This is a genomic window from Pantoea sp. Cy-640 (assembly GCF_011752635.1).
Taxonomy (GTDB): Bacteria; Pseudomonadota; Gammaproteobacteria; order Enterobacterales; family Enterobacteriaceae; genus Pantoea; species Pantoea dispersa.
In genome coordinates, this window is record NZ_VWXB01000002.1 from 51,868 (window position 1) to 77,163 (window position 25,296).

A 25,296-nucleotide genomic window follows, 5' to 3' on the forward strand; every position below is an offset into this window, starting at 1 on the left:
CGTAAAAAATTAAACTAATGATCGGGGGAAATATTTCGATAATTCAAGCCATTCTTCTTCGTAAGTCAAATTAATCAGAACGTTCGTACCGGCGATTACCACAATTATTCTGCGATAAATCTGTAAAATGTATTTTTGTCGCTTCGCTTTCCTTACGGAATCATATCGTTATTCTGTTCCGGTAAATCACCCCGCTGAAAAGCTCCCGTATAAGCTGGTACAGGTCAATATATTAATTTTCAATCACTTATACTGCTGATGCTCTGCCGTATTACGTTAATAATTTATGGGGAACACCATGGCGAATACATCTGGCACCACCAGCACTACCACACCTTCCGCTACCGGGACGGTGATTCAATTACATACCATTGACGATTTACGTAAACAGGAACCTGTTTCGATTGGCGAAATTGCGTCGGTGCTGGAGTACAGCCGTGGCAGCCGGATGGGCGGCGGCGTGTTTGTCTACGATGCCACCGACAACAGCACGCCCGATGACGGCGGGCTAAATTTCGTAACGTCCGGTAAAAAGCGCTGGAAAAGAGTGGTCCTCGATTATAGCGCGGTCACGGTGGTGGATTTTGGCGCGATAGCCGATGGCACCACCGATTGTATTGATGCGGTGATCCGCATGTTTAAATGGTCGCAGCGTGTCTTACCCTCCGCGGGCATTCGCTTTACCGCCGGTGAGTTCAGCCTGTCCGGCTTTGATTTAGCGGAAGTGCTGGGCAGCGACAGAGAGATTAACCGCTTCAAGATCTCCGGCGCGCCGGTCAACTTCGGTTATTTCCCCACCACCACGCTGAAATTTAACTGGGGACCGAAACCGCGCAAAACTCATTTCTTCAGCGTACGCGCACGCTATGTGGAAATTTCCGGCTTTGTGGTGAAAGGCATGAGTTCTGATAGCGGCGAAGACGGCGGCACGGCGTTTAATAATGTCGGCTTCTTTACCAACAGTATTATTGGGGGACAATTCCTGCGCGTCAGCAGCATGGAGTTTCGCTACCTCGGCGGGCGGGCGCTGGAACTGATTGACACGCTGGACTGTAAAATCGATCAGTTTTATTCACGTGGCTGTCAGGGCAGTATTGTCTATGCGCGCTGGTCCGATCGGGAAAAAGGCGCCTGGGATCATTCGACCGCGATTGAACTCTCCAACTTTAATTTGCAGCGCAGTACTAAACAGCCGGTATTCGATCTGCCGCGCTGTACGCAATCGTTTATTCGTAATGGCTGGATCGAGCACTCCGAATTTGCCGGCGATCTCACCAATGGCCAGTGGACCATTGAAGGGCTGGTGATTGAATCGACGCAAAATCCCATGAAAATGGGCTATTGCCGCGCGATGATTATCCAGAAAAGCGTGCACCGCGATAGCGCGGGCTTTGACTTCAGCAAAGAGGGTATTGAGCCATGGACGCTGCTGGCGGAAGGCGACCGTGGCGTGATGGAGATTTCCGATCTCGGCGCGATCATTCAGGGATCGCTGAGCTATGACTTCACCACCTCGCAGCATCACATGGATAACCGTGGCAAAGATGCGAAATGGTTTTACGTCGGCGAATTTAATTTTTCCGACGCCACCTCACAAATTCACGTGCGCATTGTCGGCAGCGCGCAGTATGTTTCCCAGTCGGAAACGCAAACCGATTACAGCTACCGGACACCGGAAGGCGTGGCGCATATTTATCTGCAGGCGCGCAACGACGATAACACCATTGGCAGCTGGTACAGCGAAGGCTCCTCGCCCGTAATTAAGGTGCATATCGAGGGCAAAGGCGCACACACCAAACTGTACGTTAAAATTGCGGCCTATACCGGCTTCTCGATTGCGCTGGTGGAAACCAACGGGCGCGATCGCTATCAGTCCGGTCAGTGTTTTATTTTCCGCAAAAGTTTTACCGCCTGCAGTGCGGAAGAAGCCACGGCGCTGGACAACCAGCCGGTCGTCGCCTTTGAACAGCACTGGGTGGGCAATAAAGATGTCGGCTTTGGTTACAACAATAATAAAGAACTGCTGCTGCGTGGGCCGTTTTTTGAACGGCAGGAGCAGGATGCCGCGGGGAAGTGGATCACCCGCCGTTTTCTGAAAGTCCGCGTGAACGGCGTGCCGCGCAGTATTGAATTACTCGATCCGGATAACCCGCGCTAACGCTTCAGGCCAGCAGTATTCCTCTGCTGGCCTGAATAATTCATTTTCCCCAGCGCTGACGTAAATAATCGACTGCCTGCTGCGTCTGCGGCTGATTAAGGTAATCTTCGCGAAACAGAATGGTGCCGTCGATGTGCGGCAGCGATTCATTCAGATCGAGCTGTTTTTTCAGTTCGGGAACGCCGCCCTGAACCGTCCAGTCCGGCTCACTTTTTGAAGCTTCACCCACCTTATACAGCGCCACGCCGATGTAAAGCCGGGTGTGGGTTGGCTGTACCACATTGGCCCACCAGCGCGCCAGGACGTCATAGCGCGCAGCCTGGCGGGCAAACGGCCAGTACAGCTGCGGCGCGATGTAATCCAGCAGGCCAAGCTGCACCCAGCGGCGCGTGTCGGCATAGGCTTCATCATAAGCCGCCGCACCGCGCGTATCGGAGCCGGCCGCATCGTGCGACAGATTACGCCAGACGCCCGCCGGGCTGACGCCGAACTCAACGCCAGGCTTGAGCTGTTTTATCGTGCGGGAAACCTGTTCGATCAATAGCTGGGTATTGTGCCGCCGCCAGTCGGCTTTGCTGGCAAAGCCCGCGCCGTACTGGCGGAAGGTGGCGCTGTCATTGAGCGGCGATGCCGCGGTTTCCGTGTAGAAATAGTCATCGAACTGAACGCCATCAATGGCGTAGTTTGACACTACTTCCGCCACGATGCTGGTGATCCAGTCGCGTGCCGCCGGAATGCCCGGATCGAGCACGAAGCGGTCGTTGGCGGTGCGGATCCAGTCGCGATGCAGCACAAACACGCTGGCCGGCTGCAGCTGGAGCGTGTTGTTTAACGCCGTCACGGTGGCAGGTTTGGTATTGGTCGACACGCGATAAGGATTAAACCACGCATGCACCTTCATACCGCGTTTGTGCGCCTCGTCGAGGATAAATTGCAGCGGATCGTAACCCGGATCCTGCCCGATGTTGCCGGTCAGGGTATCGGACCATGGCAGGATACGCGAACGCCACAGGGCGGTGCCATCGGGCTTCACCTGGAAAAACACCGTGTTGATCCCCAGACTATGCAGCTTATCCAGTTTGGCCGTCAGTGCCTGCTGCTGCTGGCGGATACGCAGTGCCGGGCTGGCTGTGACGGAGGATATCGGCGGCCAGTCGAGGCGCGACACCGTGGTGAGCCAGACGCCGCGCACTGGTTCAGTCTGCGCTGCGGGTTTGGCCGGAACAGAAGGTTTGGTCGGCGACGGAAACGGGGTGACCAGCGATTTTGGCGGCTCCGAGGCGCAGCTGGCCAGCAACAGCACGGCAGACAGCAGACGGGCGACGCGTTTAATGTGGGTAACAGAGAGGTAACGCGCTGAACAGGCTATGATAAACTCCGTTTCTTGTAGTCCGTTATTCGCAGGCGTTCATTCTCTGATCCTCAGACATAATGTCAAGACATTGGCTGAGATGAATGCCGCCGCGGCGCTGTCGCGCGTCCCGCATCTTACAGGAGTTCTCACTATGCAATACGAAGACCTTTATCGCCGCATTGGCCAGATCATTTTTAGCTGTGGCCCCGACGGCGCGCAGGTGCTGGTGGTGCAGGCGGAGCTGTTTGCCAATGAGGAGGGCGGGCAGTTTCAGTTTAACTACCTTGATGAAAACGGCGAACCGGACTGGTTCGAGCCGGACGCGCGCGCGATTGGCGATCTCAGTGCCGCGCTGAAAGACTTTCAGCAATACTTTATCGAACATGAGATGACTGAAGGGCAGCCGGTGTGGACGCACTGCACCGTGACGATTAACGTGGCGGATGAGTCGATCAGTATTGATGTGCAGTAACGGCGGGCTTCCGTGCCCGTCATGGCGAGCGTTACGAACGCAGCGCTACCATCTCCTCGCTGTTTTTACGCGCCGCGCGCTTGCGGTGCACTATCTGGCTGGCAACCAGCACCAGCAGCGTCAACAGCCCGGTGGCGATAATTTCTGAACGATGCTGTGCATTGAACAGCATTGACGTCAGTACGCCAACAATGAACACCATGGTGGCCCACGTCAGACCCGGGAACAGCCACATGCGATAGCTGAGCTGCTCGCCGCGCGCCTCGCGCTTTTTCCGCAGCACCAGATGCGAAGCGGCAATGACCAGATAAACCAGCAGCGCAATGGCGCCGGAGCTGGCCAGCAGGAACTCAAACACCGCGCTTGGCGCCAGATAGTTGGCGATCACCGCCAGAAATGCTGCGGCGGTAGACATCAGCACTGCGACCCATGGCGTGCCGCTGCGCGTGGTGCGCGAGGCCGCCGCTGGCGCATCCTGACGACGCGACAGGGAATAGAGCATGCGCGACGCGGTGTAAAGCGCAGAATTGAGACAGCTGCATACCGCGATCAGCACCACCACATCGACAATCTGCCGGGCATACGGCACGTTCATCATCTCCATCGCCGTCTGGTAAGACCCGGCTTTCATCAGCGACGGCGTATTCCACGGCACCAGCGCCACCACCAGAAAGATCGACAGCAGATAAAACAGCGCGATACGCCAGATCACCGAGTTGGTGGCGTGGGTGATTTGCTTGCGCGGTTCGTTAGATTCGGCGGCGGCAATGGTGACGATTTCCGTGCCCATGAAAGAGAACATGGTGGTAAGAATGGCGGCGAGCACGGCACTGATCCCGTTAGGCATGAAGCCGTGAGTGTCGTACAGATGTGAAATACCCTGCGTGCTGCTGCCGGGCAGCAGGCCAAACAGCGCCAGGCTGCCGGCACAAAGAAAGGCGACGATAGCCACCACTTTCAGCAGCGCGAACCAGAACTCAAACTCACCGTAGTTTTTCACGCTGAACAGGTTGCTGATGGTCAGGAAGCTGGTGATCGCCAGCGTGTATTCCCACACCGCCACCTGCGGGAACCAGCCGTGCAGAATGGTGCCGGCGGCGTTGGCCTCCAGCGGGATCACCAGTACCCAGAACCACCAGTAAAGCCAGCCGATGGTAAACCCAGCCCAGCGGCCAAGGGATTTGTCGGCGTAAGTGGAGAAGGAGCCGGAGTCCGGTGAGGCGACCGCCATCTCCGCCAGCATGCGCATAATCAGCACCACCAGCGCGCCGGCGGCGACATAGGCCAGCAGCACCGCCGGTCCGGCTTCGGCAATCGCATGGCCGGAACCGACGAACAGCCCGGCACCAATTACTCCGGCAATCGACAGCATGCGCACGTGGCGGGGTTTCAGGCTTTGAGCCAGTACATCGGCATTCTGAGCAGTCATCAATATCTCTCCAGATCGTCTCTCAGGCAGGGCAGACCCCGCCTGTTATGCAGGTGAAACTTGCCTGCGCGCGGCAGGCAAGCGATCGGACAATGGGTGGAACGCTAAGGCTGGCTGAGCAGGCTGTCGAGAATATCCAGCGCCTGACGGAACTGGGCATCCGGAATGGTGAGCGGATAGAGGAAGCGGATCACGTTACCCTGCGGGCCACAGGTCAGCAGCAGCAGACCGCGTGCCATCGCCTGTTGCTGCAGCGCCTGCGCCTGCTGCGCACTGGCAAACTCCACGGCTACCATTGAGCCCAGCGCACGCACGTCGGTAATCGACGCGTTAGCGCGGCGCGCGCGGTGCAGCAGTTCGCTCAGCGTCGCGCCCAGGTCGCTGGCGCGCTGGCACAGCTGTTCTTCGTCGATGACATCCAGCACCGCATGCGCGGCGGCAATCGACAGTGGATTGCCGGCGTAGGTACCGCCCAGCCCGCCCGGACCGGGCGCATCCATGATGCCAGCGCGACCGCTCACCGCCGACAGCGGCATACCGCCCGCCAGACTTTTCGCCATGGTGATGAGATCGGGCTGCACGCTGTAGTGCTCCATGGCAAACAGCTTGCCGGTGCGGGCAAATCCGCTCTGTACCTCATCGGCAATCAGCAGGATGCCGTGCTCATCGGCCAGCGCGCGCAGCTGCGTAAGAAACTCTGCCGGCGCGATGTGGAAACCGCCTTCGCCCTGTACCGGTTCCAGCACAATGGCGGCCACATCCTGCGGTGCGATGTCGTGGCTGAACAGATCGTGCAGGCTGGCGATAGCGTCCTCAACGCTGATGCCGGTCACTGCGTTAGGGTAGCGGGCGTGAAACACCGAGGCCGGCATCGGGCCAAAATCGCGCTTGTAAGGGGCCACTTTGCCGGTCATCGCCATGGTCATGAAGGTGCGGCCGTGAAAGGCGTTACCGAAGGTGATGATGCCGTGACGACGGGTGGCGGCGCGCGCCACTTTAACCGCATTCTCTACCGCTTCAGCGCCGGTGGTGAAAAAGGCGGTTTTGGCTTTACCGGCAATTGGTACCCGCTGATTGATGCGTTCCGCCAGCGCCACATAGCTCTCATACGGCGTTATCTGGAATGCGGTATGGGTGAATTTTGCTAACTGATCGGCAATGGCCTGCACGATGCGCGAATGACGGTGGCCGGTGTTGAGCACCGCGATGCCGCCGGCGAAATCAATCCAGCTATTACCCTCAACGTCACGCAGCGTGGCGTTTTCGGCCTGATCGACATACCACTGACAAAGATTACCGGTGCCGCGCGGCAGCGCGTCATCTTTGCGTTGTTGCAACTGGCTGTTTTTACCTTCCATAACCTTTCCTTAGCGATAAGCGTCTTTACAAATCACGACAAACACGCTTATTTATGCCTGCACTGAGCGCGGTTGCCAGAGCCAATTTCACTGAGAAGGATGGAGCCAATTGCGGAGTTTGTACGCCGATCATGTATTGGAACGACTACAGTTTGTCGCGGAAGGCACGCTGCAGCAGCGCCTGCTGCACTGCATGCAGGCGGCGATTGTAGAGGGCATTTTCCCGCGCGGCTCACGCCTGCCAGCGACGCGTGATTTAGCGCGCGAGCTGGCGGTGTCGCGTAATACGGTGCTAAACGTTTATGAAAATCTGGTCGCGCAGGGATATGTCAGCGCGCGCACCGGCAGCGGCACCTGGATTGCAGAAAACCTGCCGGAAGGGTGCCTCAACAGCGCGCCGGCGCTGCCGCTCAGTGAACCCCTGATGAGTAAACCGGCGGCGATTTCAAAACGCGGCGCCACGCTGCTCGGTCACGCCAATGCCTCGCCTTATCAGTGGGGCGCATTTGTGCCCGGCGCGCCGGATGTGCGTGAGTTTCCGCATAAGTTGTTTAGCCAGATTCAGTCGCGGCTGAATCGCGAACCCGACATCGAGCGGCTGATTTACAGCAGTAACGGCGGCTGTCCGCAGCTGCGCCAGGCGCTGGCTGAGTATCTCAGCGTGGCGCGCTCGGTGCGTGCCGACGCCGATCAAATCATCATTACTGAAGGCATTCATCAGGCGGTGGATCTGGTGACGCGCGTACTGTGCGACGCGGGCGATCCGGTGTGGATCGAGGAGCCAGGCTACTGGGGCACGCGCAACCTGTTACGCATTAACGGGCTAAAAATTCAGGCCAAAGCGGTGGATGAACAGGGCATTATCCCGGAGCTGGCACCGCGCAGCAAAGCGCCGAAGATGATTTTTGTGACACCGTCACACCAGTATCCGCTGGGTGTGCATCTCAGTCTGGAGCGGCGCAGACAGCTGCTCGACCTGGCGCGCAAACACAAAAGCTGGCTGGTGGAAGATGACTATGACAGCGAATTTCGCTTCGCCGGCCAGCCATTCCCCTCGCTGCAGGGCTTTGAGCCGGATGCGCCGGTGATCTATATGGGCACCTTCAGTAAAACGCTCTATCCCGCGCTGCGTCTCGGCTATCTGGTGGTGCCAAAAGCGCTGGCACAGCCGCTGCGGGTGGCGGCGGCCGAACTCTATCGCGGCGGGCATCTGCTGGTGCAGCGCGCGCTGGCGGAGTTTATTCAGAAAGGCCACTACATGACGCACATCCGCCGCATGCGCAAACTCTACAGTCAGCGCCGGCGCTTTATGATGACGCTGATTGAGCGCTACCTGGGCGCGGCATTCATGCCGGTGGTCAATCATGAAGCCGGGCTGCATCTGGTGCTGAATCTGCCCGCGGGCTGTGATGATGTGGCGATTGCCGCGCTGGCGCTGCGACGCGGCGTGAAGGTGCGGCCGCTGTCGCAATACTACATGCATCCGCAGGAGCGACGCGGTCTGCTGCTCGGTTACGCCTGCGTGGATGAGCGCCAGTGCCAGGATGCGTTTGGTGTGCTCAAAGCCTGCCTGATAGAAGCGGGCATCGCCGGGCGGGGATAGCCCCGGCGTGTGCCTTACGCCCGACCAATGCCGTCCAGTTGCGCAACCACCTCCGGGCTCAGCGTCAGCGCCGCGCTGGCCAGATTCTGCTGCAGATGCTGCGGCGAGGAGGTGCCGGGAATCAGCAGAATATTATCTGAGCGTTGCAACAGCCAGGCGAGTGCCACCTGCAGCGTACTGGCGTTGAGCGTGCTGGCCACCGCGCTGAGCTGTTCCGACTGCAGCGGCGAAAAACCGCCGAGCGGAAAGAACGGCACGTAGGGAATGCCCTGCGCCGCCAGCTGGTCGATCAGCGCCTCATCCTGACGATTGGCGAGGTTATACAGATTCTGTACGCAGGCAATCGGCGTCATCTGCAGTGCCTGCGCCACCTGACTGGCGGTCACGTTGCTCAGGCCAATGTGCCGAATCAGGCCACGCTGCTGCAGTTTAATCATAGCCTCGATTTGCGGCTCCAGCGATCCTTCTGCTGGCCCATGAACGCTCAGCATCGAGCGTAAATTGACGACCTCCAGCACGTCGAGCCCCAGATTACGCAGGTTATCTTCAACCGCCTGCGTCAGTTCCTCCGGCGTGCTGGCGGGCAGCCAGCCGCCTTTGGCATCACGTCGGGCACCCACTTTGGTCACCAGCAGCAGATCGTCGGGGTAAGGATAGAGCGCTTTTTTGATCAGCTGATTGGTGATGTGCGGGCCGTAAAAATCACTGGTGTCGATGTGATTGACACCGGCAGCCACGGCATCGCGCAGCACCTGTAGCGCGCGGGCCTCATCTTTTGGCGGGCCAAATACGCCGGGACCGGCCAGCTGCATGGCACCGTAGCCGAGACGGGCAACCTGACGGTCGCCCAGCGTATAAGTAGTTGTAGCCTGTGACATGTAAACCTCCTTCATCGGATAGTGTTTAAATTGTAATCACAACGGTGCTGTGCGACTATCCGTGTAAATCAGGACAGACTGTACGGAGTGACGCACAATGGCGCTGGATATGGCGTTGCTGCATGCGGTAGTGGCGGTGGCAAAAGTCGGTGGATTTCGCGAGGCGGCGCGCATGAGCGGCAGCAATCCGTCGCGTTTGAGTGATGCGGTGCGGCGCGCCGAAGAGCAACTGGGCGTTCGGCTGTTCAATCGCACCACGCGAACGGTGGTACTGACCGAAGCGGGCCGGGCGCTGATGTCACGGCTGCTGCCCGCCATGAACGAAGTGGATGCGGCGCTGGATGCCCTGAACACGTTCCGTGACACGCCGGGCGGCACGCTGCGGCTGAACGTGCCGGTCAGCGCGGCGCGGCTGGTATTACCGGCGATTGTGCCGGGATTTTTGCAGCGCTATCCCGACATCCGGCTGGAGATTGTGGCGGAAAGTAATGTGCAGGACATTTTTCGCGACAGCTGCGATGCCGGTATCCGTTACGACGATCATCTGGAGCAGGATATGGTGGCGCTGCCGATTGGTCCGCGCGTGCAGCGCTTTGCCGCGGCCGCGGCGCCGGCCTATCTGGCGGCTTACGGTACGCCGCAGCATCCGCGCGACCTGATGCAGCATCGCTGTCTGTATGGTCGTTATGCCACCGGGGTGACGGCCGAATGGGAGTTCAGCCGCGGCGCGGAACGCATCACGCTACAGCCGCAGGGGCCGCTGATTTGCAGCATCGGTGCGGCGATGGAGCTGACGGTGTCAACGGCCATCGCCGGTGCCGGCGTAGTGTATCTGTTTGAGGACTGGCTGAAGCCGGCGCTGGCCAACGGCAGTCTGCAACCGATTCTTGCCGACTGGTGGCTCAGCTTTCCCGGCCTGTGGCTGTATTACAACGACCGCCGGCTGATCCCGGCACCGCTGCAGGCGTTTCTCAGCTGGATACGCGAACTCAATGCGACGCCGGGTTGACCAGCAGCCCGGAAACCAGCAGCCGGAAGGCCTGCACCGCACGCGGCAGCGCCGCAACCGGCTCATCGGCAGCAGCAATCCACAGCGCGGCATTGAGCGCGGCGCCGTTGACCAGCTGCGCCGCCGCTTCGGTATCGACCGGTTTCACCGTACCTTCCTCAATCAGCTCCGCCAGCATGGCGGCGGTGGTGCGCAGACAGGCGGTCTGATTAGGCCAGCGCGACGGATCGCCCAGCACCGCCGGGCCGTCCAGCAGCATGATGCGCTGGACTTCCGGCTCCAGCGACATCTCGATATAGGTAATGGCTTCCGCCAGAAACGCGTGCCAGCGAGTGTGATACTGCTGTCCGGCTGCGCGCATCTGCTCAAGAATCTCGCCATCAATCTGGTCAATGACCGCCTGTAGTAACCCTTTCTTATCGCCGAAATTATGATACAGCGCACCGCGCGTCAGCCCGGCGGCTGCCGTGAGGTCATCCATTGACGCTTCACTGTAACCTTTCTGCGCGAACGCGCGTCGTGCAGCGGCAATCAGTTTGCCGCGCGTCTCTTCCACCTGGTCTGCCCGTCGTCTGGCTGCCATCGCTGTTCCTTAAATTTTGCATTGACATACGCCGCGTATGTAAAACATAGTAATACATACGCGGCGTATGTTAAAGCGAAAACGGGCATAGCTAACCCGCTTTCTTCACTCATCTTCAGGAGTACGATTATGAACAAACGCGATGCTGTTTTTCCAGCGGGCCGTCAGGCGTTGTACAACATCAATAAATACTCTGCGGCGATTCGCTCCGGCGATCTGCTGTTTGTTTCCGGCCAGGTGGGCAGCCGTGATGATGGCACCGCCGAGCCCGATTTTACGCGTCAGGTTAATCAGGCATTTACCAATCTCGCGGCGGTGCTGAAGGCCGCCGGTTGCAGTTTTGATGACGTAGTTGACGTCACTACGTTTCATACCGATCCGGAAGCGCAGTTCGCCACGGTGAACGAAGTCCGGCTGCGCTTCTTCGGCGATGAGCCTTATCCCAACTGGACGGCGGTGGGCGTCAACTGGCTGGCGGGCTATGATTTCGAAATCAAGGTAATTGCGCGCATTCCGCAGTGAGCCAGCGTGCGGCGATCTGTTTTTAAGCTATAAAAAAAGCCGCTAACCGTTGCCGGTTAGCGGCTTGTTCACTTCACGCCTAATCAGGCGCTCAGCAGTTGATCAGCAGTTTTTTCTACCAGCGCCAGCAGCAGCTTGATGTCTTCCAGCGTGACGGTCGGGTTCAGCAGCGTCAGCTTCAGGCAGGTCACGCCTGCATGCTCGGTCACACCGACGTTAGCGCGGCCAGATTCCAGCAGCGCATCGCCGATACGCTGGTTGAACAGGGCGATCTGCGCGCTGTCGCTCAGCTGTTCTGGACGATAGCGGAACAGCACGCTGGCCAGCTGTGGCTGCATTACCAGTTCCAGACGCGGCTCAGATTCAACGAACTGCGCGACGTCCTGTGCCAGGCTCACGCCGTGGTCGATAATCGCGGCGTACTGTTTCTGACCCAGCGCTTCCAGACCCATCCACAGTTTCAGCGCATCGAAACGACGCGTGGTCTGCAGTGATTTGGACACCAGGTTCGGCACGCCAGCTTCTTCATCGAACTCGGAGTTCAGGTAAGCCGCCTGATAACGCATCAGCTCATAGTGACGCGCGTCTTTCAGCAGGAACGCGCCGCAACTGATGGTCTGGAAGTATTGTTTGTGGAAGTCGAGGGTGACGGAATCCACCAGCTCCAGACCATCCAGGTAATGACGATACTTTTCAGACAGCAGCAGCGCACCGCCCCAGGCCGCATCCACGTGCACCCAGATGTTGTGCTCAGCGGCGATGGCTGCGATCTCACGCAGCGGATCGATGGCGCCGGCATCGGTGGTGCCTGCCGTCGCGACGATCGCCAGGATCTGTTCACCGTTGGCTTCAGCCTGCGCCAGTTTGGCTTTCAGGTCATTCACGTCCATACGGGCGTACTGATCGGACTTAACCTGCACCACAGACTGATAGCCGTGGCCCAGCAGCGCCATGTTCTTCTGCACGGAGAAGTGGGCATTTTCTGAGCACAGCACTTTGATCTTACGCAGATCGCCAGTGATGCCGTGCTGCTGCACGGAATGGCCCTGACGCGCATAGAAAGCGTCACGTGCCAGCATCAGGCCCATCAGGTTGCTCTGCGTACCGCCGCTGGTGAACACGCCCGCATCACCGGCCGGATAGCCAACCTGCGCACGCAGCCACTCAATCAGTTTGATTTCAATAATGGTGGCAGAAGGGCTCTGATCCCACGAATCCATGCTCTGGTTAGTGGCGTTGATCAGCACTTCAGCCGCCTGGCTTACCACCAGGCTCGGACAGTGCAGGTGCGCAACGCACTGCGGATGGTGCACCGCCAGACTGTCTTTGAGGAAATATTCAATCGCACGTTCAATCGCGGCCTGGTTGCCCAGGCCGTTTGGATTGAAGTCGAGCGTGATACGCTCGCGCAGTTCGGCAACCGTTTTGCCCTGGTACATCTCAGGCTGTTGCAGCCACTGCACAACCGCGGCGCTGCTCTGGGCAATCGCCTGCTGGTACGCCTCAATGCTCGGGGCCGAGGCGGCCAGAATCGGGTTTACTTCAGACATTTACTCTTCCAGTCAAACAGGTTTGACGCCAGCGCCCAGCAGCGCCTGCTCAAATTTATCCAGGAACACGGCCAGCTCTTCGTTGCTGATCAGCAGTGATGGTAGCAGGCGCAGTACCGCACCGTGACGACCGCCACGCTCCAGAATCAGACCGGCTTCGAAGCATTTTTTCTGCAGCAGTGCAGAGAGTTCGCCGTCGGCCGGGAAACTGCCCATGTGGTCAGCTGGCTCGTGTGGCTTAACGATTTCGATACCGATCATCATCCCGAGGCCGCGTACGTGACCAATAACCGGGAAGCGTTTCGCCATCGCGTTCAGCTGGGCTTTCAGCCATTCACCCTGTTCTGCTACTTTGCCGGCGATATTCTGCTCGGTCAGGATCTTCAGCGTCGCCAGACCGGTTGCCATCGCCAGCTGGTTGCCGCGGAAGGTGCCGGTGTGGTGGCCAGGTGACCAGGCGTCAAACTGCTTTTTGATACCCAGCACGGCCAGAGGCAGACCGCCGCCCACCGCTTTAGACATCACGATGATGTCTGGCTCAATGCCCGCGTGTTCGAAGGCAAAGAACTTACCGGTACGGGCAAAGCCAGCCTGGACTTCGTCGAGGATCAGCAGAATGCCGTGTTCCTGCGTCACTTTGCGGATGCGCTGCAGCCACTCAGCCGGCGCCGGGTTCACACCGCCTTCACCCTGTACCGCTTCGAGGATCACGGCCGCAGGCTTACGCACGCCGCTTTCAACGTCGTTGATCAGGTTTTCGAAGTAGTAGGTCAGGGCTTTCACGCCAGCTTCGCCACCGAGGCCCAGCGGGCAACGGTACAGGTGCGGGTAAGGCATGAACTGCACTTCAGGCATCATGCCGTCAACCGCTTCTTTCGGCGACAGGTTGCCGGTCACGGACAGCGCGCCGTGCGTCATCCCGTGGTAACCGCCAGAGAAGCTGATTACGCCGCTGCGGCCGGTGACTTTTTTCGCCAGCTTCAGCGCCGCTTCAACGGCATCAGCACCGGATGGACCGGTGAACTGCAGGCAGTACTCTTTACCCTGACCTGGCAGCAGCGAGAGCAGAGATTCGGAGAACTGATCTTTCAGAGGCGTTGTCAGATCAAGAGTATGTAACGGCAAGCCGCTGGTAATGACATTTTGGATGCTCTGCAGAACATCAGGATGGTTATGACCAAGTGCCAGCGTCCCTGCGCCAGCCAGACAGTCAAGATATTGTTTGTTTTCAACATCCGTAATCCACACGCCATTGGCTTTGGCAATCGCTAAAGGCAACTTGCGCGGGTAACTCCTGACGTTTGATTCAAACTCAGCCTGACGGGCTAAGAATGCGTCGTTGTTTCCGTTGAATGAGTTGGCACCAAAAGTATCAATACGGACTTTATCCGTCATCATATCTCTCCTTCAACCGGGGCTCGAACAGGCTGGCCGATTGACTAGTTGAACAAAAAAGTATCAGTGGCTCAAAAAACGCGGCCAATATAGAGCCTTTTGACGCACATCACAATGATTAATTTTGTTTAGAATTGTTTATTCTTTTCATATAGGAATCAGGATGTTGGACAGAAACTGGCCACTTATTTTAGCGCCGCGATATGAACAGGCGATTAAATAATCGTGTGAATAAAAAGACTTATGCCCGCCAGTGCCAGCCACGGACCAAAGGGCAGCACGTGATACAGCTCGCGTTGCCAGCCTAATCGGGCAAGCAGAACAAACAAAATTGCGCCTGTGCAAGCCAGTAACAGCACAAAGGGTAAAAGCGCCCAGCCGAGCCAGGCACCCAGCGCAGCCAGCAGTTTGGCGTCTCCGCCACCGAGGCCGGGGCGCTTTTTTATCAGCTGATAGAGTCCACCCACTAGCCACAGCGCGCTGTATCCCGCTACTGCGCCGAACACCGCGTCATGCAGCGTTCCGGGCAGCCAGTGCAGCGCTTTAAGCAACAGACCCAGCCACAGCAGCGAGAGGGTGAGAGCGTCCGGCAACAGCAGATGCTCAATGTCGATGAGGGTTAGCGCCAGCAGAATCCAGGCGAGCAGCAGGGCGGCAGGCAGGCGGCTATCGGGCGGCAGCAGCCAGGCCAGCGCCAGGCTGATCGCGGCGGTGAGCAGTTCCGTCAGCGGGTAGCGCAGGCTCACCGGGTGGTGGCAGTAGCGACAGCGTCCGCGCAATAGCAGCCAGCTCAGCAGCGGCAGCATATCGATCGCGCGCAGCGTGTTCTGGCAGTGTGGGCAGTGCGAGCGCGGCAGCAGCAGGGGAATGCCGGGTTGCGGGTTCATTACCTGCTGTGGCAGGCGATAAATGACTACGTTGAGAAAGCTGCCGACGCACAGCGCCAGCAGTGTACCGATCAGCCAGTAAGCGATTTCCATGAGGTTTTCTCCTGCTGTCCATGCAGCGTTGGGTTTTTCTGTCGCCACGAATGGCGATCGTGCAGATCATGGCGCGGTTACCGTGGGAGCGCATTGATGCGTACCGGTGTAAGCGGGGCGATTTTTTGCCAGGTTGCACGACAGGTTGGCATAAAGGTGCCGCGTAACCTGTTTGCGCGATAAATCGCGCCGCTACGGATTTGTGCGGTTTGACGGCAGAGGTCGCCATAAATGGCGACCCTACAGGTTTCGCCGGGCGCGTATTTATACGCACCGCGAAATCGCGCCGCTACCAGTTCTGTGCGGTTTGGCGACCCTACAAAACCTGTAGGGTGCGCATTTATGCGCACCGCGATCTGTCGCCAACCCTGGCCGGTGTGCGAGAGGCACAATACGCCGGTGGAGACGGCGTGGCGAGCAGCAAAGCGGCGTTGCAGCGATTTGCTGCAGGATTTACGAGCGGGTTCCAGAGAACAGAGGAGATATAAGCGGGGGATGCCTGAATGCTGTGGGCAGGCAATGACCTAATCGATGCGAAGACAGGCAAAAATCCAATCGATGGGCCAGCTGAGACTGGCAACATTCTAACCAATACGCCAGCGGAGACAGATACTAATCCAATCAATGAGCCAGCGAATTTACTGGCTCTGTTTAAACTGCTGCATGGCTTCCAGCACATTGCTGGTGGCGAGCGACATCACCCATTCGCTGTTGCGAAACACGTCGTAATGGCCGGCGTTATAGCGAAACACATACAGCTCACCGCGGAAACGCAATCCTTTTGTTTTCACGCCAATGTGATGCCGGCGTAGTGCTGCCTGTGAAAGTCTGTCAGTCGCGGTTCTCATCATCATTCTCCTGTCCAGCCTCTGGCGTCACTATCCCAGGCAAGAATAAGCAGCCAACCTTAGGATAACCTTAAGAACAGTATAGTCTCTTAGTTAATGCATTGAAAAATAGCCACTTTAATTGCCGTGTGTCGACAAGCCGACCCATGATGTCTGACCCGATGCTGATTTCCGGCCCCGGCGCGTAATCTTCTACCAATCTTCAACATCACGTAAAAAAGTCAGCGTGCCGCTTTGCCATTTAATGTTCAGTTAAGTTTTCCCCCGTATTTTGGTTTCTTATAGCGATAAAACAGACCTGCTTAAGTTTTATTGCGCGCATATGACAGCAGCCCTGTGAATGTACCCGTTTAAGCAACGTTTAAACAAAAGGTTACAGCGTGTTTCATCAGGTTGTCATGCGCGGCAATAACGCTTGTTTTATTTTTCAGCATGTTTTCAGGCACAACAGTAAGGTTATCTTATGAGTTTCCTTCCGTTTTCGCGCCCGGCATTGGGTGAGGAAGAACTGGCCGCGGTGCAGGCGGTATTTGCATCGGGCTGGATTACCACCGGACCGCAGAATGCTGCGCTGGAGCAGGCGTTTTGTCAGCTCACCGGCAACCAGCATGCTATTGCTTTCAGCTCCGCCACAGCAGGCATGCACGTCACGTTGATGGCGCTGGGTATCCAGCCCGGCGACGAGGTGATCACCCCGTCGCTGACCTGGGTTTCCACGCTCAATATTATTACGCTGCTGGGCGCGACGCCGGTGATGATCGATGTGGATCGCGATAACCTGATGGTGAGCGCAGAACAGATCGAAGCGGCTATTACGCCGCGCACCCGCGCCATCGTGCCGGTTCACTATGCCGGTGCGCCGGCGGATATCGACGCCCTTCGCGCCGTCAGCGCGCGCCACAATATCCCACTGATAGAAGATGCCGCCCACGCGGTAGGTTGCTACTACAAAGGCCGGCACGTTGGCCAGCAGGGCACGGCGATCTTTTCGCTGCACGCCATCAAAAACATCACCTGCGCCGAAGGTGGCATCGTGGTGACCGATGACGCGCAGCTGGCTGACCGCCTGCGCAGCCTGAAATTCCACGGCCTCGGCGTCGATGCCTACGATCGTCATACCCATGGCCGCAAACCGCAGGCCGAAGTGATCATGCCCGGTTTTAAATACAACCTGCCAGACATCAACGCCGCGATTGCGCTGGTGCAGCTGCAAAAGTTGCCGGCCATCAATGCACGTCGCCAGGCCATCGCCGCGCGCTATTTGCGCGAGCTGGCAGATACGCCGTTGCTGCCGCTGGTGCAGCCGGCGTGGCCGCATCAGCATGCGTGGCATCTGTTTATCATTCGCGTGGACGAAGCGCGCTGCGGTATTAGCCGCGATGCGCTAATGGAGCAGTTGAAAATCCATGACATCGGCACCGGCCTGCATTTCCGCGCCGCGCATACCCACAAGTATTACCGTGAACGCTATCCGCAGATCTCGCTGCCGGCCACCGAATGGAACAGTGAACGTATCTGCTCGCTGCCCCTGTTCCCCGACATGCACGATGACGATGTAACGCGTGTGATTGCTGCCTTACGCCACCTTGCGGGAGCCTGAGATGCTGGAAGAAAAACCGATTCGCAAAGTCTCCGTGGTGATCCCGGTGTACAACGAAGAACAGAGCCTGCCGGAGCTGGTGCGCCGTACCGACGCTGCCTGCCGCACGCTCGGTCTTGACTATGAAATCTTACTGGTGGATGACGGCAGCGCCGACCGCTCCGCGCAGATGATCGCCGATGCGGCGGATATGCCGGGCAGTCACGTGGTCGGCGTGCTGCTGAATCGCAACTATGGGCAACACTCGGCGATTATGGCCGGTTTCAGCCATGTTTCCGGTGATGTGATCATTACGCTGGATGCCGATCTGCAAAACCCGCCGGAAGAGATCCCCAATCTGGTCAAAGCCGCGCAGCAGGGCTACGACGTGGTCGGCACCGTGCGTCAGAACCGTCAGGACAGCTGGTTCCGTCGCCGCGCTTCACGCACCATCAACCACCTGATTCAGCGCGTGACCGGCAAAGCCATGGGCGATTATGGCTGCATGCTGCGCGCCTATCGCCGCCACATTGTTGATGCGATGCTCAACTGCCACGAACGCAGCACCTTTATCCCGATTCTGGCGAACACCTTCGCGCGCCGCACCATTGAACTGCCGGTTACGCATGCCGAGCGTGAGTTTGGCGACTCCAAATACAGCTTCATGAAGCTGATCAACCTGATGTATGACCTGGTGACCTGCCTGACCACCACGCCGCTGCGTCTGCTGAGTATCGTCGGCAGCTTAATCGCGCTGGCCGGTTTCGCCTTTTCTCTGATCCTGATTGTGCTGCGCCTGTTCCTCGGTGCCAGCTGGGCCGGTGACGGTGTGTTCATGCTGTTTGCCGTGCTGTTTATTTTTGTCGGCGCGCAGTTTGTCGGCATGGGCCTGCTGGGCGAATACATCGGTCGTATTTATAACGACGTACGCGCCCGTCCGCGCTACTTCATTCAACGTGTTATCCATCCGCAACAAGATGCCCCGTCTGTACAGGAAATTAAGCAATGAAAACTATCGTCTTCGCCTATGCCGAAATGGGCTGTGCAGGCATAACTGCGCTGCTGAACGCAGGCTATGAAATCAGTGCCATCTTTACCCATGCGGACACCTCGCCGGAGAGCCATGCGTTTCCTTCGGTAGCACGCCTCGCGGCTGAGCAGGGCATTCCGGTTTATGCGCCGGAAGATGCTAACCATCCGCTGTGGGTGGATCGCATCCGCACCATGCAGCCGGACTTTATCTTCTCGTTTTATTATCGCGCCCTGCTGAGCGACACCATTCTGAACTGCGCGCGGGTTGGCGCGTTTAACCTGCACGGTTCGCTGCTGCCGAAATACCGTGGTCGTGCGCCGCTTAACTGGGTGCTGGTCAACGGTGAGACGGAGACTGGCGTGACGCTGCACCGCATGGTGAAACGTGCCGATGCCGGCGACATTGTGGCGCAGCAGCGCGTGGCGATTGACCCGCAGGATAATGCGCTGACGCTGCACCGTAAGCTGGTGGCCTGCGCCGGCCAGCTGCTGGAAGGCGCGTTGCCGCCGATGAAGCGAGGTGAGATTGCCGCCACGCCGCAGAACGACGCGGAAGCGACCGTGGTTGGTCGCCGCACGCCGGAGGATGGCCGCATCAACTGGGAGCTGCCGGCGGCTAAAGTGAATAACCTGGTGCGTGCAGTCACCGATCCCTGGCCAGGTGCGTTTGCGTATGCCGGCACGGTGAAATTTGTGGTGTGGAAAGGGCGGCTGCACCAGGATGCGCCCAGCGCCAAACCGGGCACGGTGCTGTCGGTTGAGCCGTTCCTGATTGCCTGCGGCGAGGGCGCGCTCGAAGTGGTCACCGGGCAGAGCGACAACGGTGTTTACATGAACGGCAGCCAGCTGGCGCAGAGTCTGGGCATGGTACCGGGTGCGCTGCTCTATTCGCAGCCGGTTGCTGCGGTGAAACGCCGCACGCGGGTGCTGATTCTCGGCGTAAACGGCTTTATCGGCAACCATCTCACCGAACGCCTGCTGCAGGATGATAACTTTGAGGTTTATGGCCTGGATATCGGTTCCGATGCCATCAGCCGCTTCCTGGATGAACCGCGCTTCCACTTCGTCGAAGGGGATATCAGCATCCACTCTGAATGGATTGAATATCACATCAAGAAATGTGACGTGGTGCTGCCGCTGGTGGCGATCGCCACGCCGATCGAATATACCCGTAATCCACTACGCGTATTCGAGCTGGATTTCGAAGAGAACCTGAAGATTATTCGTGACTGCGTGAAGTATAAAAAGCGCATCATTTTCCCGTCGACCTCCGAAGTGTACGGTATGTGCACCGATCAGCATTTCGACGAGGATCACTCTAACCTGGTGGTCGGACCGATCAATAAACAGCGCTGGATCTATTCAGTGTCGAAACAGCTGCTGGACCGGGTGCTGTGGGCCTATGGCGAAAAAGAGGGGTTGCGCTTTACGCTGTTCCGTCCGTTTAACTGGATGGGCCCGCGTCTGGATAACCTCAACGCCGCGCGTATCGGCAGTTCTCGCGCCATCACCCAGTTGATCCTTAATCTGGTGGAAGGCTCGCCGATCAAGCTGATCGACGGTGGCGCGCAGAAGCGCTGTTTCACCGATATTCGCGACGGCATCGAAGCGCTGTTCCGCATTATCGAGAACAAACACAACAACTGCGATGGCCAGATCGTTAACATTGGTAACCCGGAGAACGAAGCCAGTATCAAAGAGCTGGCGGAACACCTGCTGGCCAGCTTTGAGCGCCACCCGCTGCGCGATCGCTTCCCGCCGTTTGCCGGTTTCCGTGAGGTAGAGAGCAGCAGCTACTATGGCAAGGGCTATCAGGACGTGGAGCACCGCAAGCCGTCGATTAAAAACGCCCGCCGCCTGCTCGACTGGACGCCAACCGTGGCGATGGATACCACCATCGATAACACGCTGGACTTCTTCCTGCGCACCGTTGAGCTACAGGAAAAGCCATGAAGCGAGTGGGTTTGCGTGTTGATGTCGATACCTGGCGCGGCACGCAACTGGGCGTACCGGCGCTGCTGCAGCAGTTCAGCCTGCATCAGCTGCAGGCCAGCTTCTTCTTCAGCGTCGGGCCGGACAACATGGGGCGCCACCTGTGGCGCCTGATGAAGCCGCGCTTTCTGTGGAAAATGCTGCGTTCGCGCGCGGCCTCGCTGTACGGCTGGGATATTTTACTGGCCGGTACCGCCTGGCCGGGCCGCGAAATAGGTAAAGGGCTGGCTTCGATTATTCGCGCCACGGCAGATCACCATGAAGTGGGGTTGCATGCGTGGGATCACTTTGCCTGGCAGACCTGGGCTGGCGTCTGGTCGCCACAGCAGCTGAATGCGCAGATTGCGCGCGGTAAAGCGGCGCTGGAAGCCATTTTGGGTGACAGTGTCACCTGCTCTGCAGTGGCAGGCTGGCGCGCCGACAGCCGGGTACTGGATGCCAAGCAGCCGTTTGGCTTTCGCTATAACAGCGACTGCCGCGGCAGCGGGCCGTTCATTCCGCGCCTCAACGATGGCAGCTTCGGCACGGTACAAATTCCGGTAACCCTGCCGACGTGGGATGAAGTGGTGGGTCAGCAGGTCAGCGCGGAGGGTTTTAACGACTTTATCCTCGCGCAGATGCATGCCGCCAGCGGTACGCCGGTCTATACCATTCACGCAGAGGTCGAAGGCATCGTCGGTTTGCCCGCCTTTGCCGATCTGCTGACGCGCGCGCAGCAGCAGGGCATCCGGTTTTGTCCGCTGAGCGAGCTGCTGCCGGACGATCTCAGTACGCTGCCGCAGGGCCATGTGGTGCGCGGGCACATTGCCGGCCGGGAAGGCTGGCTGGGTTGCCAGAGTTAACATTTTACAGGACCCAAGTATGGAAACACCGATGCGCGGCCGCACCCGCATAGTGCTGCTGATAGCGCTTTTTGCTCTCTATTATCTGATCCCGGTGCCATTCCGCGATCTCTGGCAGCCGGATGAAACCCGCTATGCCGAAATTAGCCGCGAGATGCTGCTGAGCGGTAACTGGGTGGTGCCGCATTTTTTTGATTTGCGCTACTTCGAGAAGCCGATTGCCGGTTACTGGGTCAATAATCTTGGCCAGCTGTTATTTGGGCATAATAATTTTGGCGTGCGCGCCGGTGCGATTATCTGTACCACGCTGAGTGCCCTGCTGATCTACTGGCTGGGCAAGCGGATGTTCGCCAGCCGCAAAATAGCGCTCACCGCCAGCGTGATCTTTCTTACCTCGCTGCTGGTTTATGGCATCGGCACTTACGCCGTGCTCGATCCGATTCTGCTGCTGTGGCTGGTGGCGGCGATGTGCAGCTTTTGGTTTGCTGCGCAGGCGCACAATACCTCACAGCGGCTGACGGGGTATGTGCTGCTCGGCGCGGCCTGTGCCATGGGCTTCATGACCAAAGGCTTTCTGGCGCTGGCGGTGCCGGTGCTGGCGATTGTGCCCTGGGTGCTCTGGCAGCGACGTTTTGGCGAACTGCTGCGCTGGGGCCCGCTTACTGTGCTGGTGGCGGCGGCGATCAGCGCGCCCTGGGCGCTGTCCATTCAGCATCAGGAAGGCGATTTCTGGCACTACTTCTTCTGGGTCGAACATATTCAGCGCTTCGCGGAGAGCGATGCGCAGCACAAAGCCCCGTTCTGGTATTACCTGCCGGTGTTGGTGGCAGGCTGTCTGCCGTGGCTCGGCCTGCTGCCGGGCGCGCTGAGCGGCGCATGGCGTCAGCGTCAGCAGCACGCGGCCGCGATCTATTTACTTAGCTGGGTTGTGCTGCCGCTGCTGTTCTTTAGCATCGCCAAAGGCAAACTGCCGACCTATATCCTGCCGTGCTTTGCGCCGCTGGCGTTGTTGATGGCGCATTATGCGCACGGTAACACCGCGCGCCTGAAACAGGCGTTGGTGGTAAATGGCTGGATCAACCTGCTGTTTGGTCTGGTTGCCACGCTGCTGGTCGTGGTGGTGCTGGCACCCTGGGGGCTGGCGCACCATCCGGTGTACGCGCGCGATGAGTTGCTGCGGGTAGTGTGCGCTGCGCTGGCATTTGCCGGCTGGGCGGTGATGGGCTGGTTAAGCCTGAAAACAGGCCGCTGGCAACTGGCTGCGCTTTGCCCGCTGGCATTGGCGCTGCTGGTCGGGTTGGCTATCCCGCAAAAGGTACGTGACAGCAAACAGCCGCAGAGTTTCGTCAGCGCCGTTCGGCCTCAGCTGGCGCAGAGCCGCTATCTGGTGGTGGACAATTCCGGCATCGCTTCTGCGGTCGCATGGGAATTGCGCCGCAGCGATATCACTTTCTTCGATGAAAAAGGTGAGCTGGAGTACGGACTGAATTATCCCGATGCAAAAACGCGCTACGTCGACGGGGAAGCCTTCGCCGACTGGCTGCGCCTGCATCGCCGACAGGGTCCGGTAGCGCTGGTGCTACTGCTAAATTCTGACGAAAAGCAAGCGGATGCGCATCTGCCGGTGCCGGATGATGTGTATCAGCAGGGACGGCTGGTCTACTACGGCTACAACGCGACACCATGAATCTGCTGCTGATCCTGCTGGTAAGCCTGCTCAGTTGTGCCGCCCAGCTGTGCCAGAAACAGGCGGCCCACTGTGGCGGGCACCGCCTGTTCGGCTGGCTGGTGCTCAGCCTGCTGCTGCTGGGGACGGCGATGCTGCTGTGGCTGGTAGTGCTGCGCACCGTGCCGGTCAGCGTGGCTTACCCGATGCTGAGCCTGAATTTTGTGCTGGTGGCGGTGGCGGCGCGCGTCATCTGGCGTGAGACCTACACGCGGCGGCAGTGGCTGGGTACGCTGGCGATCGTTGCCGGGGTGGCGCTGATGGGGAGCCATCTGTGAAGGGCTGGCTGCTGGCGCTGGCCAGCGTGCTGCTGGTGTCGCTGGCGCAGCTGCTGCTGCGCACGGCGATGCTCGCGCTGCCACCGCTGGATACATGGACCGCGCTACCGTGGCAGCAAGGCCTGATACCGTTAATCGCCGGACTGGCAGCTTACGGCTGCTCAATGCTGTGCTGGCTGCTGGCGCTGCGGCTGTTGCCGCTCAACCGGCTCTATCCGCTGCTCAGTCTGAGCTATGTGCTGGTGTGGCTGGCCGCCATTTCCCTGCCGGCCTTGCATGAAACCTTCCGCTGGAGCAGTCTTGCTGGCGTCGTATTAATCGTCTGCGGCCTGCTGTGCGTGGCGCTGCCGCGCCGTTAACCGTTAATGCTGCTGCCACGGGTGATATTCACCCTGGCGGCGGCCTGGCGCCGTTTCCGGCAGACGCAGCAGGCCGAACAATGAAATCACACCCAGCACTGCAACATACAGCGCCAGACCATACCAATGGCCGTTGGTCACCTGCAGAATTTTCACCGCCACCAGTCCGAGTACGCCGCTGCCGATCAGCGAACCGATCTGCCAGATCACCGCGATACCGCTGCAGCGAATGTGCGTGGGAAACAGTTCGGGGAACCATGACGCCTGTGGGGCATAACACATGCTGTGACCCAGCGTCAGTGCCACGATCATCGCCAGCTGCGTGAGCCAGTAGCTATTGTGCGCCAGCGCGAGAAAAAAGGGCACGATCGAGAGCATGATCAGCAGCGTGCCGATCAGGTAAACCGGCTTGCGACCGATGCGGTCGGAAAGGGCACCCATCAGCGGGATCGCCAGTACTTCGAGGATCACCGCGACGATCATACTGTTCATCAAAATGCCGGCATCAAGCTGATTAGCCTTACCCCAGGCAAGGATGATGACGGTAAACAGGGCGAAGGCGCAGGCTTCGATCAGTTTCGCTGCCACACCGTTGACCACTAGCCGTGGATTACCACGCAGCACCTCTTTTAACGGCCTGGATTCTGCCGCTTTGGTTTCACGAATGGCGGCGAAGACCGGCGATTCATCAATGCGCAGGCGAATAAACAGGCCGACAATCACCAGCAGCGCGCTGAGCAGAAAAGGCACGCGCCAGCCCCAGTCCATCATCTGCTCGGCGCTCAGCGCGGCATTAAGCACAGCGAACAGCGCCAGCGGCAGCAGAAACCCGACCGGAGCACCAATCTGCACCCAGCTGGCAAAGAAACCGCGCCGGGAAGGCTGCGCATATTCGGCCGTCATTAATACCGCGCCCGCCTGTTCGCCGCCGACGCCAAACCCCTGCAGCAAGCGGATGGCAATCAGTAATACCGGGGCCCAGACGCCAATTTTTTCGTAGGTTGGCAACAGACCAATGCAGAACGTGCCAAGGCCCACGATCAGGATGGTCGCCACCAGCGCCTTTTTGCGTCCCACTTTGTCGCCGATATGCCCAAACACCATGCCGCCAATAGGACGTGCGAGGAAGCCAACCGCATAAGTGGCGAAGGCAGCGAGTGTGCTGACCAGCGGATCGTGGCTGGGGAAGAACAGATGGCCAAAGAACAGTACCGCTGCCGTACCGTAAGCGAAAAAGTCGTAATACTCTGCCGCCGTGCCTATCGCCGAGGCGCTGGCGACGCGGCGGATCAATGATTTAGGGTGAGCTTCAGCGGTATCAGATTGAGCAACAGTTGAAGAGGCCATGA

At 58.6% G+C, this 25,296-nt stretch carries 22 protein-coding genes; 12 read left to right on the forward strand and 10 right to left on the reverse strand.

Annotated elements, in window-relative coordinates; all coding sequences use genetic code 11:
- Window positions 1-298 precede the first annotated feature (298 nt).
- Window positions 299-2,158 carry a hypothetical protein gene (locus tag F3J36_RS05770; RefSeq protein WP_166719164.1) on the forward strand — a complete coding sequence of 620 codons (1,860 nt, stop codon included), beginning with the start codon at window positions 299-301 and terminating at the stop codon, window positions 2,156-2,158.
- Between the two features lie 40 nt (window positions 2,159-2,198).
- On the opposite strand, the gene F3J36_RS05775 is transcribed toward F3J36_RS05770, so the two are convergent.
- On the reverse strand, window positions 2,199-3,491 hold the full coding sequence (locus tag F3J36_RS05775) for a glycoside hydrolase family 10 protein (protein ID WP_166719475.1): 1,293 nt from the start codon (window positions 3,489-3,491) through the stop codon (window positions 2,199-2,201).
- Between the two features lie 172 nt (window positions 3,492-3,663).
- On the opposite strand from F3J36_RS05775, the gene F3J36_RS05780 reads away from it, so the two are divergent.
- The gene (locus F3J36_RS05780; RefSeq protein WP_166719165.1) at window positions 3,664-3,984 is read left to right on the forward strand and encodes a hypothetical protein; all 321 of its coding nucleotides are present in this window, start codon (window positions 3,664-3,666) and stop codon (window positions 3,982-3,984) included.
- A gap of 31 nt (window positions 3,985-4,015) precedes the next feature.
- Here the strand turns inward: F3J36_RS05780 and gabP are convergent, their stop codons facing one another.
- Together gabP and gabT are read right to left on the reverse strand one after the other, a co-directional pair.
- Complete coding sequence (gene gabP, locus F3J36_RS05785) at window positions 4,016-5,413, reverse strand: GABA permease (RefSeq protein ID WP_166719166.1); 1,398 nt, start codon at window positions 5,411-5,413, stop codon at window positions 4,016-4,018.
- A gap of 104 nt (window positions 5,414-5,517) precedes the next feature.
- Window positions 5,518-6,771 (reverse strand): 4-aminobutyrate--2-oxoglutarate transaminase, encoded by a 1,254-nt coding sequence (gene gabT / locus F3J36_RS05790; protein ID WP_166719167.1) that lies wholly within the window; start codon window positions 6,769-6,771, stop codon window positions 5,518-5,520.
- A 109-nt stretch (window positions 6,772-6,880) separates the two neighbouring features.
- Here gabT and F3J36_RS05795 point away from each other — a divergent pair, with 109 nt between their 5' ends.
- On the forward strand, window positions 6,881-8,374 hold the full coding sequence (locus tag F3J36_RS05795) for a PLP-dependent aminotransferase family protein (protein WP_211072895.1): 1,494 nt from the start codon (window positions 6,881-6,883) through the stop codon (window positions 8,372-8,374).
- Window positions 8,375-8,388: 14 nt separating this feature from the next.
- Here F3J36_RS05795 and F3J36_RS05800 read toward each other — a convergent pair whose 3' ends face one another.
- A complete protein-coding gene (locus tag F3J36_RS05800) occupies window positions 8,389-9,252 on the reverse strand; it encodes an aldo/keto reductase family oxidoreductase (RefSeq protein WP_166719168.1) in 864 nt (287 codons plus the stop codon).
- A gap of 97 nt (window positions 9,253-9,349) precedes the next feature.
- Here F3J36_RS05800 and F3J36_RS05805 point away from each other — a divergent pair, with 97 nt between their 5' ends.
- A complete protein-coding gene (locus F3J36_RS05805; protein ID WP_166719169.1) occupies window positions 9,350-10,261 on the forward strand; it encodes a LysR substrate-binding domain-containing protein in 912 nt (303 codons plus the stop codon).
- Here F3J36_RS05805 and F3J36_RS05810 read toward each other — a convergent pair.
- Entirely contained in the window at window positions 10,242-10,844 is a 603-nt protein-coding gene (locus tag F3J36_RS05810; RefSeq protein ID WP_021509093.1) for a TetR/AcrR family transcriptional regulator, read from the reverse strand. The two genes, F3J36_RS05805 and F3J36_RS05810, sit on opposite strands and share 20 nt — an antisense overlap.
- Window positions 10,845-10,973: 129 nt before the next feature.
- On the opposite strand from F3J36_RS05810, the gene F3J36_RS05815 reads away from it, so the two are divergent.
- Window positions 10,974-11,366 (forward strand): RidA family protein, encoded by a 393-nt coding sequence (locus F3J36_RS05815; protein ID WP_058770208.1) that lies wholly within the window; start codon window positions 10,974-10,976, stop codon window positions 11,364-11,366.
- Between the two features lie 83 nt (window positions 11,367-11,449).
- Here F3J36_RS05815 and F3J36_RS05820 read toward each other — a convergent pair whose 3' ends face one another.
- The 4 genes from F3J36_RS05820 to F3J36_RS05835 all read right to left on the reverse strand — a co-directional run bounded on the left by F3J36_RS05820 (window position 11,450) and on the right by F3J36_RS05835 (window position 16,145).
- Complete coding sequence (locus tag F3J36_RS05820; protein ID WP_166719170.1) at window positions 11,450-12,916, reverse strand: aspartate aminotransferase family protein; 1,467 nt, start codon at window positions 12,914-12,916, stop codon at window positions 11,450-11,452.
- A gap of 12 nt (window positions 12,917-12,928) precedes the next feature.
- Window positions 12,929-14,311: a diaminobutyrate--2-oxoglutarate transaminase gene (locus F3J36_RS05825; RefSeq protein ID WP_021509096.1), complete on the reverse strand. Its 1,383-nt coding sequence runs from the start codon at window positions 14,309-14,311 to the stop codon at window positions 12,929-12,931.
- Window positions 14,312-14,526: 215 nt separating this feature from the next.
- A complete protein-coding gene (locus tag F3J36_RS05830; protein ID WP_088517265.1) occupies window positions 14,527-15,291 on the reverse strand; it encodes an A24 family peptidase in 765 nt (254 codons plus the stop codon).
- A gap of 638 nt (window positions 15,292-15,929) precedes the next feature.
- Window positions 15,930-16,145, reverse strand: coding sequence for a hypothetical protein (locus tag F3J36_RS05835; protein ID WP_227746467.1), 216 nt, complete (start codon window positions 16,143-16,145; stop codon window positions 15,930-15,932).
- 457 nt (window positions 16,146-16,602) lie between these two features.
- Here F3J36_RS05835 and arnB point away from each other — a divergent pair, with 457 nt between their 5' ends.
- Genes arnB through arnF form a run of 7 tightly spaced genes read left to right on the forward strand, consistent with a single transcriptional unit; the run spans window position 16,603 to window position 23,947 of the window.
- Window positions 16,603-17,739 (forward strand): UDP-4-amino-4-deoxy-L-arabinose aminotransferase, encoded by a 1,137-nt coding sequence (gene arnB, locus F3J36_RS05840; protein WP_166719171.1) that lies wholly within the window; start codon window positions 16,603-16,605, stop codon window positions 17,737-17,739.
- Between the two features lies 1 nt (window position 17,740).
- Window positions 17,741-18,727, forward strand: a complete 987-nt coding sequence (arnC, locus tag F3J36_RS05845; protein WP_021509379.1) for an undecaprenyl-phosphate 4-deoxy-4-formamido-L-arabinose transferase — start codon at window positions 17,741-17,743, stop codon at window positions 18,725-18,727.
- A complete protein-coding gene (gene arnA / locus F3J36_RS05850; RefSeq protein WP_088517262.1) occupies window positions 18,724-20,703 on the forward strand; it encodes a bifunctional UDP-4-amino-4-deoxy-L-arabinose formyltransferase/UDP-glucuronic acid oxidase ArnA in 1,980 nt (659 codons plus the stop codon). The genes arnC and arnA overlap by 4 nt, the downstream gene beginning before the upstream one ends.
- Window positions 20,700-21,584: a 4-deoxy-4-formamido-L-arabinose-phosphoundecaprenol deformylase gene (gene arnD, locus F3J36_RS05855; protein WP_088517261.1), complete on the forward strand. Its 885-nt coding sequence runs from the start codon at window positions 20,700-20,702 to the stop codon at window positions 21,582-21,584. Before arnA ends, arnD begins: the two co-directional genes overlap by 4 nt.
- 19 nt (window positions 21,585-21,603) lie before the next feature.
- Window positions 21,604-23,271: a lipid IV(A) 4-amino-4-deoxy-L-arabinosyltransferase gene (arnT, locus tag F3J36_RS05860; RefSeq protein ID WP_371741995.1), complete on the forward strand. Its 1,668-nt coding sequence runs from the start codon at window positions 21,604-21,606 to the stop codon at window positions 23,269-23,271.
- On the forward strand, window positions 23,268-23,588 hold the full coding sequence (arnE, locus tag F3J36_RS05865; protein ID WP_021509383.1) for a 4-amino-4-deoxy-L-arabinose-phosphoundecaprenol flippase subunit ArnE: 321 nt from the start codon (window positions 23,268-23,270) through the stop codon (window positions 23,586-23,588). Before arnT ends, arnE begins: the two co-directional genes overlap by 4 nt.
- On the forward strand, window positions 23,585-23,947 hold the full coding sequence (gene arnF, locus F3J36_RS05870) for a 4-amino-4-deoxy-L-arabinose-phosphoundecaprenol flippase subunit ArnF (RefSeq protein WP_166719172.1): 363 nt from the start codon (window positions 23,585-23,587) through the stop codon (window positions 23,945-23,947). Before arnE ends, arnF begins: the two co-directional genes overlap by 4 nt.
- Before the next feature lie 3 nt (window positions 23,948-23,950).
- On the opposite strand, the gene F3J36_RS05875 is transcribed toward arnF, so the two are convergent.
- Window positions 23,951-25,294: an MFS transporter gene (locus tag F3J36_RS05875; RefSeq protein ID WP_166719173.1), complete on the reverse strand. Its 1,344-nt coding sequence runs from the start codon at window positions 25,292-25,294 to the stop codon at window positions 23,951-23,953.
- Between the last annotated feature and the right edge of the window lie 2 nt (window positions 25,295-25,296).

What these genes read in the sequence shown, in the direction of transcription:
- arnB (WP_166719171.1), top strand. Translation starts at nt 16,603, where the DNA reads ATGAGTTTCCTTCCGTTTTCGCGCCCGGCATTGGGTGAGGAAGAACTG.
- gabP (WP_166719166.1), bottom strand. Translation starts at nt 5,413, where the DNA reads ATGACTGCTCAGAATGCCGATGTACTGGCTCAAAGCCTGAAACCCCGC.
- arnT (WP_371741995.1), top strand. Translation starts at nt 21,604, where the DNA reads ATGGAAACACCGATGCGCGGCCGCACCCGCATAGTGCTGCTGATAGCG.
- arnE (WP_021509383.1), top strand. Translation starts at nt 23,268, where the DNA reads ATGAATCTGCTGCTGATCCTGCTGGTAAGCCTGCTCAGTTGTGCCGCC.
- F3J36_RS05815 (WP_058770208.1), top strand. Translation starts at nt 10,974, where the DNA reads ATGAACAAACGCGATGCTGTTTTTCCAGCGGGCCGTCAGGCGTTGTAC.
- F3J36_RS05830 (WP_088517265.1), bottom strand. Translation starts at nt 15,291, where the DNA reads ATGGAAATCGCTTACTGGCTGATCGGTACACTGCTGGCGCTGTGCGTC.
- F3J36_RS05835 (WP_227746467.1), bottom strand. Translation starts at nt 16,145, where the DNA reads ATGATGATGAGAACCGCGACTGACAGACTTTCACAGGCAGCACTACGC.
- F3J36_RS05770 (WP_166719164.1), top strand. Translation starts at nt 299, where the DNA reads ATGGCGAATACATCTGGCACCACCAGCACTACCACACCTTCCGCTACC.
- arnA (WP_088517262.1), top strand. Translation starts at nt 18,724, where the DNA reads ATGAAAACTATCGTCTTCGCCTATGCCGAAATGGGCTGTGCAGGCATA.
- F3J36_RS05810 (WP_021509093.1), bottom strand. Translation starts at nt 10,844, where the DNA reads ATGGCAGCCAGACGACGGGCAGACCAGGTGGAAGAGACGCGCGGCAAA.
- F3J36_RS05820 (WP_166719170.1), bottom strand. Translation starts at nt 12,916, where the DNA reads ATGTCTGAAGTAAACCCGATTCTGGCCGCCTCGGCCCCGAGCATTGAG.
- arnD (WP_088517261.1), top strand. Translation starts at nt 20,700, where the DNA reads ATGAAGCGAGTGGGTTTGCGTGTTGATGTCGATACCTGGCGCGGCACG.
- F3J36_RS05825 (WP_021509096.1), bottom strand. Translation starts at nt 14,311, where the DNA reads ATGACGGATAAAGTCCGTATTGATACTTTTGGTGCCAACTCATTCAAC.
- arnC (WP_021509379.1), top strand. Translation starts at nt 17,741, where the DNA reads ATGCTGGAAGAAAAACCGATTCGCAAAGTCTCCGTGGTGATCCCGGTG.
- F3J36_RS05805 (WP_166719169.1), top strand. Translation starts at nt 9,350, where the DNA reads ATGGCGCTGGATATGGCGTTGCTGCATGCGGTAGTGGCGGTGGCAAAA.
- gabT (WP_166719167.1), bottom strand. Translation starts at nt 6,771, where the DNA reads ATGGAAGGTAAAAACAGCCAGTTGCAACAACGCAAAGATGACGCGCTG.
- F3J36_RS05875 (WP_166719173.1), bottom strand. Translation starts at nt 25,294, where the DNA reads ATGGCCTCTTCAACTGTTGCTCAATCTGATACCGCTGAAGCTCACCCT.
- F3J36_RS05800 (WP_166719168.1), bottom strand. Translation starts at nt 9,252, where the DNA reads ATGTCACAGGCTACAACTACTTATACGCTGGGCGACCGTCAGGTTGCC.
- F3J36_RS05780 (WP_166719165.1), top strand. Translation starts at nt 3,664, where the DNA reads ATGCAATACGAAGACCTTTATCGCCGCATTGGCCAGATCATTTTTAGC.